This is a genomic window from Deltaproteobacteria bacterium, from assembly GCA_016930875.1.
In the GTDB taxonomy this organism is placed as follows: domain Bacteria; phylum Desulfobacterota; class Desulfobacteria; order Desulfobacterales.
Genome location: JAFGFW010000198.1, coordinates 1 through 15,532, shown reverse-complemented (window position 1 = coordinate 15,532; position 15,532 = coordinate 1). Strand labels below are relative to the sequence as shown.

The 15,532-nt window shown below is 45.4% G+C and carries 14 protein-coding genes and 1 pseudogene; 9 read left to right on the top strand and 6 right to left on the bottom strand.

Going from position 1 to position 15,532, the window contains the following annotated elements; all coding sequences use genetic code 11:
- From JW883_16600 to JW883_16590, 3 genes are all read right to left on the bottom strand, one after another.
- Positions 1 to 513 (bottom strand): ATP-binding cassette domain-containing protein (locus JW883_16600; protein MBN1843885.1); only part of this gene is annotated, 513 nt, incomplete at its 3' end.
- 580 nt (positions 514 to 1,093) lie between these two features.
- Positions 1,094 to 1,474, bottom strand: a complete 381-nt coding sequence (locus tag JW883_16595; protein ID MBN1843884.1) for a hypothetical protein — start codon at positions 1,472 to 1,474, stop codon at positions 1,094 to 1,096.
- Between the two features lie 71 nt (positions 1,475 to 1,545).
- Positions 1,546 to 2,859: an ATP-binding protein gene (locus JW883_16590; GenBank protein ID MBN1843883.1), complete on the bottom strand. Its 1,314-nt coding sequence runs from the start codon at positions 2,857 to 2,859 to the stop codon at positions 1,546 to 1,548.
- Positions 2,860 to 3,092: 233 nt separating this feature from the next.
- Between JW883_16590 and JW883_16585 the strand changes: the two genes are divergently transcribed.
- Both JW883_16585 and JW883_16580 read left to right on the top strand, forming a co-directional pair.
- Complete coding sequence (locus JW883_16585; GenBank protein MBN1843882.1) at positions 3,093 to 3,269, top strand: hypothetical protein; 177 nt, start codon at positions 3,093 to 3,095, stop codon at positions 3,267 to 3,269.
- Positions 3,270 to 3,841: 572 nt separating this feature from the next.
- Positions 3,842 to 5,515: a tetratricopeptide repeat protein gene (locus tag JW883_16580; protein ID MBN1843881.1), complete on the top strand. Its 1,674-nt coding sequence runs from the start codon at positions 3,842 to 3,844 to the stop codon at positions 5,513 to 5,515.
- Positions 5,516 to 5,889: 374 nt separating this feature from the next.
- On the opposite strand, the gene JW883_16575 is transcribed toward JW883_16580, so the two are convergent.
- Complete coding sequence (locus JW883_16575; protein MBN1843880.1) at positions 5,890 to 6,072, bottom strand: hypothetical protein; 183 nt, start codon at positions 6,070 to 6,072, stop codon at positions 5,890 to 5,892.
- 377 nt (positions 6,073 to 6,449) lie between these two features.
- Between JW883_16575 and JW883_16570 the strand changes: the two genes are divergently transcribed.
- Positions 6,450 to 7,427 carry an ATP-binding protein gene (locus JW883_16570; protein ID MBN1843879.1) on the top strand — a complete coding sequence of 326 codons (978 nt, stop codon included), beginning with the start codon at positions 6,450 to 6,452 and terminating at the stop codon, positions 7,425 to 7,427.
- A 203-nt stretch (positions 7,428 to 7,630) separates the two neighbouring features.
- Positions 7,631 to 10,039: a S8 family peptidase gene (locus tag JW883_16565; protein ID MBN1843878.1), complete on the top strand. Its 2,409-nt coding sequence runs from the start codon at positions 7,631 to 7,633 to the stop codon at positions 10,037 to 10,039.
- A 161-nt stretch (positions 10,040 to 10,200) separates the two neighbouring features.
- Here the strand turns inward: JW883_16565 and JW883_16560 are convergent, their stop codons facing one another.
- Entirely contained in the window at positions 10,201 to 10,383 is a 183-nt protein-coding gene (locus JW883_16560; protein MBN1843877.1) for a hypothetical protein, read from the bottom strand.
- An 822-nt stretch (positions 10,384 to 11,205) separates the two neighbouring features.
- Here JW883_16560 and JW883_16555 point away from each other — a divergent pair.
- The 4 genes from JW883_16555 to JW883_16540 are packed head-to-tail and all read left to right on the top strand — an operon-like array spanning position 11,206 to position 13,969.
- Positions 11,206 to 11,490, top strand: a complete 285-nt coding sequence (locus tag JW883_16555; protein MBN1843876.1) for a hypothetical protein — start codon at positions 11,206 to 11,208, stop codon at positions 11,488 to 11,490.
- A gap of 49 nt (positions 11,491 to 11,539) precedes the next feature.
- Complete coding sequence (locus JW883_16550) at positions 11,540 to 11,851, top strand: helix-turn-helix transcriptional regulator (GenBank protein MBN1843875.1); 312 nt, start codon at positions 11,540 to 11,542, stop codon at positions 11,849 to 11,851.
- The gene (locus tag JW883_16545) at positions 11,844 to 12,722 is read left to right on the top strand and encodes an RNA-directed DNA polymerase (protein MBN1843874.1); all 879 of its coding nucleotides are present in this window, start codon (positions 11,844 to 11,846) and stop codon (positions 12,720 to 12,722) included. The genes JW883_16550 and JW883_16545 overlap by 8 nt, the downstream gene beginning before the upstream one ends.
- Before the next feature lie 59 nt (positions 12,723 to 12,781).
- Positions 12,782 to 13,969 (top strand): hypothetical protein, encoded by a 1,188-nt coding sequence (locus tag JW883_16540; protein ID MBN1843873.1) that lies wholly within the window; start codon positions 12,782 to 12,784, stop codon positions 13,967 to 13,969.
- A gap of 368 nt (positions 13,970 to 14,337) precedes the next feature.
- Here JW883_16540 and JW883_16535 read toward each other — a convergent pair.
- Positions 14,338 to 14,439, bottom strand: a pseudogene (locus tag JW883_16535) (transposase).
- A gap of 241 nt (positions 14,440 to 14,680) precedes the next feature.
- On the opposite strand from JW883_16535, the gene dinB reads away from it, so the two are divergent.
- Positions 14,681 to 15,532 (top strand): DNA polymerase IV (gene dinB, locus JW883_16530; protein ID MBN1843872.1); only part of this gene is annotated, 852 nt, incomplete at its 3' end.

Here is a 15,532-nt window from a genome sequence, read left to right as displayed (position 1 = left end):
GAAAAGGGCCTGTGCAAGAAGGACTCGTACCTTTTCCGTGCTGTCCAATTCTTTCATTTTTTTTCGGTGAAGGTTTTCTGCTATGCCCAGGCCGTCGAGCATAATGGCTGCGTCGGCATCAGCCTCCCATCCCTTTAAATCAGCAAGCACGCCTTCCAGTTCGCCCGCCCTTACGCCGTCTTTTTCAGTAAATTCTGATTTTGAATAGATGGCTTCCCGCTCCATCAATACCTTGTAAAGCTTCTTATGACCCATCAAGACGGTGTCAATAACCTTATGTTCGTCAAAAGCAAACTGGTCCTGTTGTAAAACCGCGATGCGGACCTTGCGTTGAAGGGAAATAAAGCCGTCAGTGGGATCAATCTCTCCGGAGAGAACTTTTAAAAAAGTTGATTTACCGGCCCCATTGGCACCAATAAGGCCGTAACAATTGCCGGGTAAAAACTTGACATTGACTTTGTTAAAAAGAACTCTCTTCCCAAAGGAGAGGGTTACGTTATCTGCGCTTATCATGAGAACTCCTTTTTCATTTTCATCAGATTTGGCCGAACCGATGTTTATAACACAGCATTGATTCTTTGTTAAGGATCTTCTGGGAGACGGTTTGGATTAGATGGCTTTTATCTGAAATTGAGGCTTTTGCGAAGTCTGGCCAGGCTGATCTTTGGTGGTTGATTTTTGATTTATCAATATTGACGGCTTCGTAAAAAGTCGAAAAACACCTCTTTCTGTCATTCCGGCGAAAGCCCGAATCCAGTTTGTTCAGCTAGTTACAAAGGCTCTGGACTCCGGTTTTCACCGGAGTGACGACTTTTTACGAGTCCATCAATATTACCAAGGTGATAAAAAGACGCAAAATGGTCTTGGCACTACTATTTGTCGATAATATTGATCATTTGATTTCTTTGATCGGGATAGTCAAGGAACGCCCCTGACTATGGGGACATAATTCGGGAAAGGAAACCAACGAGTGTGTCAGAATAATCCTTCTGTTAACCAAGCTATACCTCTAACTATGTTTGATATTGTACCAAGTCTCGACTGTTCCATCCCACGTTCCGGATAATTGCGGGAGGCTCAAATCCCCGATCCACTATACGATTACTTTAGGTTCGGACCCGAAATTACCCCCTGTTAGACAAAATAAGGCATATTGACGTCCTGTCTCAGTGAGCGAGAGTCCGTAGTGGTCAACAAAGACCTGTGCCGACTGATGCCTTACCTTTGATATTTCCCACCGCCGGTTTCGTGCTTTCAGCACTTTTACGCTGATGTTTTCCTTCTTGCACAGTGTCTCTACAAGTAAAGCAGCGCGTTTCATGCGCTTTTGGGCGGAAAACTGTTTCCTTGTTGCGAGACACAAAATCTTGCCGGTCTCGATCGTCGTCAACGATGTTTCTTCGTTCAATGCCCCGGACAATGACATGATGCAGGGTTCCGGAGGCATCCAGTCTGGCTCTTCTTGGCATGGCATATGGGAACCGCGGGGTTACCCGTGGGGCTCCATAATGGATTTTGAAAAACGTTTCCTAATATTTGAGCGTCTTAGGAGACCAGGAGTCGGGGCAACAACGACGTGGCATAGAGTGGCAGATTGCAGATCTTCCCGTCTTTTTTAAGGTTCAGAAGATTCGTCCTAGCGAGCTTGGGCGGCGCAAACTGTAGATCATAAGACTTCAAGCTCTTGCTTTTAAGATTAATGCCTGCTTTGACCTCCAGAGGAAAGACTCCATTTCCCATTTCAAGGAGAAAATCAAGCTCAGCCTTACCTCCCTTGCTCCGCCAATAATACAGTTCCTGCTGAAAATGGGATACCAGTTGCTGGGCCACATAGCTTTCAACAAAGGCGCCTTCGTATTCGTTGTAGAGTCGTTTTCCCTGGACCAAAAGGTCCATAGGTGTTTTGGCCATGGCTCCCAATAGCCCCACGTCTAGTGCGTAGACTTTGAAGCAAGAGGTCTCAGCATAATGTTTGAGCGGATGCCTGCTAGTTTCAACTGCATACGCCCGAAAAATCAAACCGGCGTCCTCCAACCAAGTTAACGCATTTTGATACTCCCGGGCCCGGGCTCCTTTTTTGACTGCTGAGAAGATAAACTTTTTGTTTTCCCTCCCCAGATGTTTCGGTATGGATTCCCAAACTTGTGTGAGCTTGGGTATTTCCACCGCCGGGGCGTGTTTGGCAAAATCCAGGACATATGAGTTTATAATTTCGTTCTGAATCACTCGCGCTTCCCGTATATCGCCCTTTTCTGCAAAGTGTTTAACTGCTTCCGGCATGCCTCCAACAACGTAGTAACGACCCAGGTGATTTATCAAGTCTAGATGGAACGGTTCTTCAAAAGGAGCGAATGCGTCAATATCTTCAATCAATTTCCTGTACCTGGATTCTCCCATTGCATCGAGGAATTCAAGGAAAGTCATGGGGTAGAGATGCAGAAAACTGACCTTGCCGACAGGGAACGAACCAGGTGTTGAGAGTTTTACACCTAGGAGAGATCCCGCAGCTGCAATATGAAAGGTCTTGGCCTTTTCTTCAAAATATTTGAGCGAGTTCAAGGCCCGACCCGAAACCTGAATCTCGTCAAAGATCACAAGATCGACTTCGGGCTTGATTTCCTTGTTGGCGTAAATGGAAAGATCCCGTAGGATTCTCGAGGGGTCCAGATCTCGCTGAAAGAACTCATCGAGGCTGGGATCCTCTTCGAAGTTACAATAAATACAATTTTCATATTCGCCTTCTGCGAATTCTTTGAGAATGTACGTCTTTCCGGTCTGCCGAGCACCCTGTAATAAGAGTGGTTTTCTCCTCCTGGATGCTTTCCAATATTGCAACTTAGCGTAGATATCCCGTTTCATGATCTCGTATTGTGTCACTGTCCAGCCCAACAGTCAAGAGGTTTTCGGCAAAAAAAAGGGCAAATACTCACATTATACGGCCCAATAATGCGTGGTGCCGCACGGAAACAATCTGATTTTCGCAATGCTTTCTATTTCCCCAGGTTCGTAAACACCATATTCTGAAAAATTTTCTAACCGTTTCAATGGGGATATTGACATAATTTGTTGATAAAATTATAAAATATTCCATCATGAAAGATACATCGAAAATTGACCGCCTGATTGCAAGAACGGAGTCAGAACTGAAGGACCTTGAAGTCAAGCGGTCCGAGCTGCTTGCCAGGATTTCGTCCTTAAAGGCCCGAAGGGACCAACTGCTTATAGGGGGGGACTTTGAGGACGGGTTTGACTTTTTTAACTTCTTTTAATTTCAAACGGGAGAAGCCCACCGGGGGTATTTCGGGGACATCCTGGACTTTTTTAACCTGATTGGCTTTTCTTGGTGTTTCCAAGGCGGCAGCAGAAAAAGTGGGTGGCTCAACAATCGCCAAAAAATTGCAGTATCATCTTGATTGTTGTGATCTGAACCTCTGGTGCCCGAAGGCAACAGACAAAATCTTGCCTGTTTCGACAGTCGTAAACTATGTTTCTCCGTTCAATACCCCGGACAATGACATAATTCAGGGTTCCAGGGGCATCTAACCTGGCTCTCCTTGGCACGGCTCAGTTTCTTTCAATCTGATCTATCGTTGCATGCGAAATTAGGTTAAAAAAGTCAAAGATGTCCCCCAAGTGCCCCCAAAACTATGCGAAGCCCTGCTCGTTTCCAGGGCTTTTTATATACAAACTAAGAGATAGAAGCTTGGATCAAGATATGATGACGGTAGGTTATCCCACAGTCATAGTGTAACTCCCGTTAATCCTCGCTAAAATCATCTTGACGTGATACATGCCATCAAAAATTCTACTGTAAACCGCCCACTCCTTTAAAGGCAAGACTATGTATTGGAAGATTATTGGTGCGAACTATTTAGCAGCGTTTATTGGGTTTGTGATCTACTTCCTGGGAGTTTTGTGGCAAAACAAGCTGCTTGACGGAACGGGAAAAATCTACAAGGGCTGGTTGATAATCCATTGTGTGATCCTACTTGGATTGTTTTTAGGAGCGACAATTCGTGCCTCAATTAAATTGGAAGAAATTGAAAAGGAGAACGCAAGGGCGGTTGAACTCAAGCAAATAGTAGAAAAAAGCTCTGCTGGCATTTCTCAAGTGCCAGAGACTTCTCCGCCAGGAGGGCTAAGAATTAGATTGGAACTTCCACTCCAAGATGTACTTTCAAAACTGGAAGAGAGTGTCAAGTTCAATCAGGCGATGCAGGCTGTTGGAAAAAAGGATTATGAAAACGCTGTAAACCTGTTTGAGCAAATTGCAAAAGATAATGAGAAAGAAGCCGCCTTTAGTTGGTTCAAGCTTGGCATCGCCTTGGCTCATAAATCTGAATATGACCAATCAATAATAGCTTTCTCTAAATGCACAGAACTCAGTCCCGATGCTTTTTTGGCATGGTACAATTGGGGAGCTGTTTTAGTGAAGTTGGGAAGGCCTTTAGAGGCGATAGAAAAACTTAGAAAAGCTTCAGATGTTAAGCCAGATAGTGCCTCCGTGAATGATATGTGGGCCGCTGCGTTAGAAATGCTTGGAAATAAAGATGAGGCTTTTGAAAGATTTAAACTAGCCACAACACAGGGACCGAATAGACCAGAAACCTGGTATAATTGGGGGTTGGCATTAACTAGGGCTGGCAAGTGGGAAGAAGCAGCTGCCAAGTATAAAACAGCTACTGAACTGAAGAAGAACTACGCCAGTGCTTGGGGGAATTGGGCCTGGGTTTTGGAAAAACAGGGCAAGTATAAGGACGCTATTGAAAAATATGAGGAAGCCATAAAACATAATCCAGACAACTTGAAATTTTGGACTAATTGGGGTTGGTCATTGGTTCAAATTGGACATTATGATCAAGCTATTGAAAAATTTGAAATTGCCCTAAGCAAAAAAGAAAGTTTAGGCGATGCATGGCACAAACTGGGTTGGGTACTAGAAAAACAAGGAAAACATGAAGACGCTATCACAACATATAAAAAAGGTTTGAAGTTTAATCCTGATAACATGGCTATTATCAACAGCCTTGGGTTTGCGTTGTTTGAGGTAGGTAGGCACGAAGAGACAATGAAACTCTATCAAGAGGGAACTAACGGAAAGCCTGAGTCTGCTATCCTTTGGCTCAATTGGGGTACTTTTTTGTTTCAACTGGGAGAATATGAACTAGCTGCTCAGAAATTCCAAAAAACAATCGAACTTGATTCACAGTTTGCTGCTGAGGCATGGTCTAACTTGGGAATGGCTTTGACAGCAATGGGAAGACATGCAGAGGCTCTTGAAAAAATGAAAACGGCTGTTAAGTTGCAACGAGATGCCAACAGCCTTAATAATTTAGGACTGGCTCTATTCAATAACGGAAATTTTGAAGAGGCTGCGAAATGTTTTGAAGAGGCAGTCGGCCTTGAACCACAAGATTCAATGATATGGCAAAATTGGGGGGGCACCCTAATGCAGCTTGGCAAAAATGCGGAGGCAAAAGAGAAGCTTGCCAAAGCTGAAAAATTAAAACAATAGACCTTTCCTTATCCAATTTCCTCAAATCAAAACTTCAGCGTTAAAGCTTAGATTGATTCCCCCTATCACTATATTCGGTGTCCTTTTCGGAAAAATGACACTTTATCCGTTTTCTTACCTCCCCATGTGAGAAATCGGAAATTCCTCGTCTATATTAGCATGCTGCCGAACCTCTCGACGACAGCCCTCAAACGGTCCTCCGCAGAATCTTTCAATTCAAGTAACATCCGATATGCCAATCAACTTTTACCCCTCATTGCGTATTTTGAAGAAATAGCAAGAAAGATGGGGAATTTTAGGGACGGGTTTGACTTTTTTAACCTGCTTGGCTTTTCTTGGTATTTCCAAGGCGGCGAAAGAAAAAGTAGGAGAGCTCAATAGTCGCCAAAAAATTGCAGCGCCGACTTGATTGTTGCGGCCTGACGCGCTTGTTCGTGTTGACGGGAGACAATATCTTGCCGGTCTCGATCGTCGTCAACGATGTTTCTTCGTTCAATACTCCGGAAAATAACGTGCTGAAGGCTTCCGGAGGCATCCAGTCTGGCTCTTCTTGGCATGGCTCAGTTTCTTTCAATCTGATTTATCCTTGCATATGAAACTGGGTCCCCAAAGTGTCCTTCGTCTCGTGAGCCAGATTCCATATTCAAGTTGCATATTCAGGACGGTTTCGGTATTGTTTCCCAATTTAAGGATTCCAGGTTGTATTGAATGGAATAGCTAGGTATGTGATATTCTCATGTGGTAGCCACAAATTAAGACCTGAGCCGCATGTATTCAACGAAATCCTGACATGAATTCGGAAAGATGGGATAAAAAACTGTCAGTTGCGGGTGTTTAGCTCTGTTTTTCGCATCTTCCAGCTGGCAGCCCTTAACTGCTATTGACAGGTTAATTCCAATGCGTCAAAGACGTTACGCAAGTCAGGGGGCTTAATATGGCGCGGGCCGATTTGTTACTAGATTTGGTGCGTGCCGGAGCACGAGGTGAGCGGGATCTGTTTCGTAAAACGCTTGAGGCACTTGTTGCAGAGGAGCGTGCAAAGCAGCACCATATCCTTGCTGACAGGCTGGCTGCTCACTTAAACCAGTCCAATAATTTCAAATCAATCCCTGCACCATCAGTTGCCAACGGCCCAGTAGGAGAGCTCTTTTACGAAATCAACCCCAACCGCCAGTTAGAAGATTTGGTTTTGAGTGATGCTGTCACAAATGCATGCAAAGAAATGATTGAAGAACAGAGCCGATCAGATCTTCTGCGCTCACATAATCTTGAACCCCGTCATCGGGTACTTCTTGCTGGCCCTCCAGGAAACGGGAAAACCTCTCTTGCAGAGGCATTGGCAAACGAATTGGCGCTGCCATTGTTAGTAGTACGATATGAATCGATAATAAAGAGTTACTTAGGGGAAACAGCTGTTCGAGTCGCTCGCCTGTTCGATCAAGTCAGGACTCGCCGGGCCGTATTGTTTTTTGATGAGTTCGATGTTGTGGGCAAAGAGAGAGGTGATGTACATGAGACGGGGGAAATAAAACGGGTCGTAAGTTCACTTCTCCTTCAAGTTGATGCGCTTCCGAGTTATGTCATTGTAGTTACAGCAACTAATCATCCAGAACTTCTCGACCGAGCAGTATGGAGGCGCTTTCAGTTAAGGTTGCAACTGCCACCGCCAACGCTAGACGATATTGGAGAATGGTTTTCACGTTTTGAGAAAAGGCGTGGGCTCAAATTTCAATTTAATCCCAAGAAACTCTCCAAAAGCCTTTCCGGCCTGAGTTTTTCAGAATTAGAGCAATTCAGTCTTGATGTTCAACGCCGTTATGTGATGGCTCTTCCAGACGCGAATATAACACGGATTGTTAACGAGCGACTATCACAATGGGAAAACCGCTTTTCCATAAACAATAAGCAATAGCCAAATAGGAATGATAAATGCCTGATCGGCCTTTGCTAATACTTCCTAGACCAGGCCCCCCTGTCGAAAGGCGAAGGAAATATGGGGGTGGTGGCACAATCCACCGTCCGAGCCGTCATAGGCAGGTCGATAGGCTCAGGCCACGATTTACAATCCTAAAAGACGCTTTTGACTCTCGAAGGGCACGACTAAGTGTTGAAGCTGTGGGTGCTATCCCTGAAGAAGTGCTGGTTCTTGAGAGTGTTGGCCCTGTAGAAAATTTCTTGGTCGCCGCCCGGAATATTCCAGGCATGGAGTTTCTTGGCGAGATTGAAGAAGAAGATATCCCCCCTGATGATGACTTTTTCGCTTTAGATTCCAAAGGTCGCCCAAAGCCTGAAAAAGCATTACGTGGTCGGATTTTCCTAGTCTTTTCGAATCAGCAAGCCTTGAATCAAATGCTTTCACTTTGGAGAAACTGGGGGGAAGGGTTACAGCTCCCGCAAGGGCTTAGGAAATGGAACGAACTTTTTGCCCATTTGCGAGACGTACGACCTTGGGGTGTTAAAGATCGCCTTTTAGAAACGGGCATCATTGAAGATTGGAAGGAAAGGGTTGATCACGAAAAAGAAATTCTTCCGTGTGAGATAGAACTATGGTTTCGGAGCAACCTGCACGTGCGGGCGGCAGCTAGGGAGCGTGTTACGAACCTCGTAGAAGCGCTGCGAGGCCACATTAGCCAAGAAGCTATTATCGAGAAAATTAACTACCATGCACTTCTCGCTGAATTACCGGCTACAGGAGTCGCGGAGATAATTGACGGGTCTGGTTATGATGTTAGCCTTGTACAGTGCGAGCAGATACAGTTCTTTCGAGCCACAGGGCAGATGGCAGGTATAATACCCGATGATGAGGTTGTTATCGATGGCACAGAGGTGATAGAACCTCGAGACGATATTGGAGAGCCTGTTGTGGCATTATTAGATGGTTTTCCACTCCAAGGTCATCAAAGACTAAATGGCCGCCTCATTGTCGACGATCCCGATGACGTTGAATCGCAATACCAGGCACAAGAACGCCGTCACGGAACAGCGATGGCATCTTTGATTTTACATGGCGACTTGGATAGCCATGAACAACCTTTGAATCGACCACTTTATGTTCGTCCAATCCTGCAACCGGATGCACGCGATTGGCGTCAGCCACGAGAAGAGACGGTTGCAGAAAATATTTTAGTGGTTGACCTTATTCATCGGGCCGTGCGTCGTATTTTTGAAAGAGATGGAAATGATCCGGCAACCGCCCCTACGGTCTGCATCATCAACTTGTCTGTTGGCATTAAAGACAGGCTTTTTCATGGGGCGCTGAGTCCTTTCGCACGTCTTCTTGACTGGTTGACATGGGAATACCAGGTTCTCTTTATTGTCAGCTCAGGAAATCACGCGCAGCAAATTCACCTTGATGTAACTGGAAGTGATTTTTCATCTTTGTCGCGAGAAACCGTTCAAGAGCTTTTTCTCAAAGCAATTGCCGCTGACGTTCGCAACAGACGCCTGCTTTCACCTGCCGAAGGCGTAAATGTAGTAACCACAGGGGCATTACAGTTTGACAGTTCAGATCATCCTAATCTGCCACGCGCAATATTACCTTATGTCGATGAAGGCTTGCCAAGTCCAATAAATGCTCAGGGCTTAGGATTCCGAAGAGCAATTAAACCAGAAATTCTTGCGCCGGGTGGTAAGATAGTTTTTTTGGAAAGCCCAGTAGCGAATTCGGGCGCGAACTTTGAGGTTTATGGCGGAGCTCTAGCCCCTGGCCAAAAAGTGGCCACCCCTGGTCCTCCACCTGGTGATTTGAGAAGCGTATGTTATACTCGAGGAACAAGCAACGCAGCGGCAATAACAAGTCGGGCCGCCGGGATACTCTACGATGTGTTGGAACAGCTCAAAAGCGAACCAGGTGGAGAAATTATCGACACCGTTCCCGCCTCCGTATGGCTCAAAGCCCTTCTGACACACGCATCTGAATGGGGTGAAGCCTGGAATATTCTTGAGAGGATTTTGCGAACCACAGCAAATAGTAGGCAATTTAAGGAATATATTGCGCGTTTACTGGGATATGGAGGAATCGACGTTGCCCGAGTACAAGAGTGCACACAAAATCTGGCTACCGCTCTCAGTGGAGGAATAATAGAAAAAGATCATGCCCACATTCATCGCTTTCCTCTGCCTCCTTCTCTCAGCGGTAAGCGAGGATGGCGGCGTCTAACGATTACTTTGGCATGGCATACGCCAGTCAACCCCGCACATCAGAATTGGCGACGTGCAGCTCTTTGGTTCGAGCCCCCGAAAGAACTTCTAAGAGTAGAACGCAAGCAAGCCAATTGGCAGGCAGTCAAGAGGGGAACACTGCAACATGAAATCCTTGAAGGCAATCGTGCCACTGCTTTCGTTGACGGTGATAATTTGGAAATTCAAGTAAATTGCACATCTGATGCAGGGGCACTTGAGGATGCAGTGCCATACGCCCTTGTGGCGACTTTGGAAGTTGCGCCTGCTATGGGTATAGCAATTTACGATGAAATACGAGTTCGAATACACGCCGCTCGGATACGAGTTGCTCCTTCTGAATAAGCTGATATGGATCACGCCTGAAAGCTGTCCATACCCCATCAAAGCTTCAATCCAAACCACTTCCTGAAACTTTGGGTGAACTTTGGGGACACCCTGGACTTTTTTATCCTGCTTGGCTTTTCTTGGTGTTTCCAGGGCGGCGAAAGAAAAACTAGGAAAGCTCAATAGTCGCCAAAAAATTGCAGTGTCGACTTGGTTGTTGCGGCCTGACGCTCTTGTTCGTGTTGACGGGAGACAATATCCCGCCGGTCTCGATAGTCATCAACGATCTTTCTTCGTTCAATGCCCCGGAAAATAACGTGATGCAGGCTTCCGGAGGCATCTAGCCCAGCTCTTCTTGGCATGGCTCAGTTTCTTTCAATCTAATTCATCCTTGCATACGAAATTAGGTTAAAAAAGTCAAAGATGTCCCCAAGTGCCTCCCTTGCCAAAAATTCAATCAGATACCCAACAAGGCACCTCGTACATCCGACCCTTAAGATACACAACTTATAGTATGTCTCTATAAAAAAGCCACTACAGTAACTCAAGGTCGCATACAACAAGCTAAAATAACAGCAAATATATCGTCAAGCCCTCCATTTATATTACTATTTGTTGGAAAAAAGATTACCAGTTTTCAAGTATTTAAAAAAATTGCTTTGATTCCTATTGACAATCGAAGGGTTGTGATTAAATTAGACGTGTACCGACGGCGATTCGCCGTCCATGTTCTTTGAAAAATCATTGAAACAGCAGAGTCTAATGCCCAGCAGAATTGTTACCCTGTTTACAGGTCATTCGACCTTCTCGTGCAAACGAGATAACAGATCAGGGAACTCCCTGATCCCACAACCTGATTGTTGTGGTTCCTAACGGCGGCATATGACGCATGCAGCAAGCCCGTGTGCATATGCGCATGGTCCATGGCCACTTGACGACTGGCCAATGTTTAAGACCAACGGCGTGCACGAAATGTACATGGATATTGCCGTATGTTCCGCACGGGGCAGATGCAGCACGCAGAGTGTGCGTTTGTCATTAAGCCTGGGTAGGCGAAAGGACACAAAGAACTGGTACCGTGTTTCTTTTGAAGTGGGGTAACGTCTGCAGAGAAAGCGGCTTTCTTGGGAAGCCCACGTTGCTCTCCTATCTCAAGTAAATCTAGAGAAAGGAGGAAAGACTCAATGTCAACGAGGGACATTAGACAAATCCGTGCGGCACTTGAGGTCGTTCGGGAAAGCGAAGCATTACTCATGAATTTGAGCGTTTCAATGAGTTCCGTCTCATCAGTCGATATTCTGACTGAGTCGGGTTTGGAAAGCTATCTGAAAGCTACAAAAAGATCCCTTAGAGTTTCTTTGGCAATCGGATGGATGAGATTAACCTGTGTTGCGTTCTCCAAAGCCACCTTCACAGTCCTTCGTGCCTGGTGGACGAGGATGATACGCAAGTCTCGGCAGGTTGCCTGATGAGATAACCTACCCTTTTTTAAAATAATCCTCGGAAGAGGTGAATATAATGAAAATTGGATATGTATTAAAATTAGTCAGGACTGTTAAGGGGATGAGTCAGGGAGAGATGGCTGAACTATTGGGCATATCTCAGAATTACCTTTCCCTGATCGAAAGCAACAAAAAAGGTCCGAGCGCAGATAAGATCAAGGAGTTCGCTGATGCTTTGAAAGTCTCTGAGCATGCCTTGGTATTTGCGGCATCGGAAGTGCCAACTGAATTGAGTTCGGAAGACAAGAAACAATTCCGTAAGCTGCAGCAGAACATCCTTTCACTCTTATTGTTCAAGCTTAACGGGGAGCTGTCGAAGATTGCCTGATCCTTATTCGAAAAAGACTCTCGCCATCAGAACCCTGAAGCATTTGGTTTTTCGCCTCCACAGCAGCGTGGATGAATTGCAGAAGGTGGCAGCAGAAGCCGAAGTTTCCTATAGTTTTTGGCAAAAGAAGAAAAAGAATGGAAAACTACGGCAGATTTCTGCACCCAATCCTCGATTGAAACGGATTCAGGTCTCTATACATAACCTTTTAAAAGAGATCGAGCTTCCTAGTTGCGTCCACTGTGGTGTCAAAGGACGCTCCAATCTTACAAATGCAAAAATGCATGCTGGCCATGAATGGGTGTTGAGTCTCGATTTCAAAGAATTTTTCCCCAGCATATCTCACCATCTCGTCTATCATACCTTCCGTCATGAATTGGACTGTTCCCCTCCGGTTGCCAGTATTCTAACTCGGCTGTCAACATTATTGGCCCAGGTTCCTCAAGGGGGACCGATGAGTACAGACATTGCCAATTTGGTTTGCCGGAGATTAGATAGACGGCTTCTGGGACTGGCAGATCGCTATGGTCTTAAATACACACGCTACTGCGATGACCTGTGTTTTTCTGGATATTGCGTCCCTGATTCGTTTAAGGGAACGCTTAAAGAGATTGTCGGTCAATGTTCCTTTTCGTTGAATCCCGACAAGGAGTCTCTTTGTGGAAAGCATCAGCCACAGATTGTGACGGGTTTGACTGTTAACCATAAACGTCTATGTGTGCCAAGAAAGACAAGGCGTGCTTGGCGAAAGGATCGGCACCTTTTTTTCAAGTATGAAGCTGAACAACTTCCCGAAAAGATACGTTCGAAACAAGAGCAACGGCATGAGGGAAGACACGCCTATTTGGTTTATGTTAACCAGGTTCATTGACGTTCTGAAACGTTGGTTATGGTCCACTTTATTCTTTGATTTAGGCCATAGTGAGCGATATGCCAAAGAAAAAAAACATTCCGAGGCAAACCAAGAAAACTCATCTAAAAATTTGTAGTAATTGCGGAACAGAGAACAAAATTAGTGCGTCCGAATGTGTAAGTTGCGAGAAAGGGAGATTTGAACCTGACTGGGTAAAAGCCCTTCGTCCAATTAACAGGCAATTTAGCGTCCAGATAACCTCATCAAGCCCACAGTTCGGCAATACCGAGGAGCGCATAACCCTAAGTAAGTGGTGGCCTGGAGGAAGGCACACTTTTCACTTTCCAAAACCTAACCAGTGGGAGAAGGTCGTGGATATTATTAACCGGGATCTTGGCCCTAAGCTCGGTTGGAAGACGTCTGCTCAGTTAATTGAATTGGCGACAAAGAAGGGAGCAAAGTCGACGTCAAGAAAAGCCGATATTGCCAAGCTCGTTGCGGATTATCCAGACTTTCTTAAAGAACTCGCCGGGGCTATTTCACCAGAAAAGTTTTCAGCCAAGGATTTTAATTCGGTTATAGAAACTTTTGGTGAGATATCTGATGTCCTTACCAATGCAAATACCGGATTTAGGGACGCTTATCTGACAATCGTTCGAAAACTGCCAAAGCAGAAGCAGAGAGCCTTAGAGAATCTTGACATCTTGCTACAAGGCTGGTCCTTGAATGTGATTACAAACGTAGCACAACAAGTTAGAACCAGGTTGGAGACTATCGAGGTTTTCGAACAACAGATTAACGACTCTAGGACATTTGAGATTCGAGGGGATAATTCAATACATCGCATCCTGGAACGAGCAATGTGGTTAGTCGATGAACACTATTGGCTTCTACATTCGAATAAAACGTTGCGAACCTCAATTGGGAAGGAGATGGCAAAGAGAGATAAAAAGAAATACGGCGAAAAAAGACCCGATTTCGTATGCGGAACTGTTGGTGATAAATTGATCCTGCTAGAACTAAAGAAGCCATCTCATATTCTTAAACTAGATTATTTAAATCAATTAGAAACCTACATGACAATAGCTGAGACTTATCTTACCTTCCGTTCAAGTCGTGGATATCTTGTCGGAAGCAAAATAGATGATGAACTGAAAAGAAGACTAAAATATAGATCAGGGTTCGAAATATTGTTCTATGCCGACATAATTGATTCAACAAAAAAACGTTATCATGAATTTTTGAAAACGCTGGATGAAAATTAGAAGCCATCATAGTATTCAGTAAAAAGTCTTTTGATTCGGTAGGGGTGGCGAAAGCCTTTATCTCTTTACTTGGAGCGCAAAATGAATACCAATATGAACTTGATGGAAAAGTTTATTGATGACAGGAAGTGGTGAATTCAACATGCAAGTGCACCACGAATAGCGCTGTAGAAGACTTCATGTGGCGTCTGATAAGAGAGGCATTTCCTTGGTCTACGGTTTAACTTTTTTAACCTGCTTGGCTTTTCTTGGTGTTTCCAAGGCAGCGAAAGAAAAAACAGGGGAACTCAATAGTCGCCAAAAAATTGCAGGGCCGACTTGATTGTTGCGGCCTGACGCTCTTGTTCCTGTTTACGGAAGACGATATCCCGCCGGTCTAGATCGTCGTCAACGATGCTTCTCCGTTCAATACTCCGCAAAATGACATGATGCAGGGTTCCGGAGGCATCTAGCCTGGCTCTTCTTGGCATGGCTCAGTTTCTTTCAATCTGATCTATCCTTGCATGCGAAATTAGGTTAAAAAAGTCAAAGGCCCCCAGGTGCCCCAGTGAATTTGTGAAATGAGACGAAGCAAAAGGGCCTTGGGTAAGCCCCTCAATCACGCGGGCATTGGCTCTACAAAAAGCCCTTGTGTTGGCAGAAAAGGGCCTATATTCTCGGGCCAGAGACATCCCAACGATGATAATGATCAGGGATAAAGCGCCTGGGAACATGAATACTCAGCTTGAATCGAAAGCAATCATACACTTGGACATGGATTCGTTTTATCCGTCAGTTGAGGTACTGGATAACCCGGAATTGAAATGTAAACCGGTCATAGTCGGCGGCACGAGGGAAAGGGGTGTGGTGTCATCTGCGTCGTATGAGGCTCGCAAATTCGGTGTCCATTCCGCGCAGCCCATAGTCACTGCAATGCGCCTTTGCCCCAAAGGAATATTCCTGCCCGTCAGGATGTCCAGGTACAAGGAGATGTCCAGTCGGGTCTTCAAGATATTCCGTCTTTTTACGCCATTGGTCGAGCCGGTTTCCATAGATGAGGCCTTTCTGGATGTCACAGGTTCCACACGACTTTTTGGTCAACCAGACGACATTGCCATAAAGATCAAGAACATGGTTCGAAAAGAAACCGGACTGACGGTTTCAGCCGGTGTTGCACCGTCTAAGTTTGTGGCGAAGATCGCCTCGGACATTGACAAACCGGACGGTTTGACGATCGTGCCGCCTGACCGGGTACGAGAGTTCTTGGAGCCGCTTTCCATTGATAAGATGTGGGGCGTGGGAAAAAAGACTCAGGGCAAACTCCATCGTCTCGGCATTCAGACTATTGGGGACCTGGCTCGTTTCCCAGCCGATGTTTTAGAAAAAAAGCTCGGAAAACACGGCGCCGGAATGCATCAACTGGCTCAGGGAATAGATGAAAGAGACGTGATCCCGGCCACTGATGCAAAATCTGTTGGCAACGAAAAGACATTCCCCCAAGACATCCTGCAGCTTGATTTTGTCAGGAAGGAGATACTTTTCCTGGCTGACAAAGTGGCCCGCCGGATGCGCCGTGACGGTGTT

What these genes read in the sequence shown, in the direction of transcription:
- JW883_16595 (MBN1843884.1), bottom strand. Translation starts at nt 1,474, where the DNA reads ATGCCATGCCAAGAAGAGCCAGACTGGATGCCTCCGGAACCCTGCATC.
- JW883_16590 (MBN1843883.1), bottom strand. Translation starts at nt 2,859, where the DNA reads ATGAAACGGGATATCTACGCTAAGTTGCAATATTGGAAAGCATCCAGG.
- JW883_16585 (MBN1843882.1), top strand. Translation starts at nt 3,093, where the DNA reads ATGAAAGATACATCGAAAATTGACCGCCTGATTGCAAGAACGGAGTCA.
- JW883_16580 (MBN1843881.1), top strand. Translation starts at nt 3,842, where the DNA reads ATGTATTGGAAGATTATTGGTGCGAACTATTTAGCAGCGTTTATTGGG.
- JW883_16575 (MBN1843880.1), bottom strand. Translation starts at nt 6,072, where the DNA reads ATGCCAAGAAGAGCCAGACTGGATGCCTCCGGAAGCCTTCAGCACGTT.
- JW883_16570 (MBN1843879.1), top strand. Translation starts at nt 6,450, where the DNA reads ATGGCGCGGGCCGATTTGTTACTAGATTTGGTGCGTGCCGGAGCACGA.
- JW883_16560 (MBN1843877.1), bottom strand. Translation starts at nt 10,383, where the DNA reads ATGCCAAGAAGAGCTGGGCTAGATGCCTCCGGAAGCCTGCATCACGTT.
- JW883_16555 (MBN1843876.1), top strand. Translation starts at nt 11,206, where the DNA reads ATGTCAACGAGGGACATTAGACAAATCCGTGCGGCACTTGAGGTCGTT.
- JW883_16550 (MBN1843875.1), top strand. Translation starts at nt 11,540, where the DNA reads ATGAAAATTGGATATGTATTAAAATTAGTCAGGACTGTTAAGGGGATG.
- JW883_16540 (MBN1843873.1), top strand. Translation starts at nt 12,782, where the DNA reads ATGCCAAAGAAAAAAAACATTCCGAGGCAAACCAAGAAAACTCATCTA.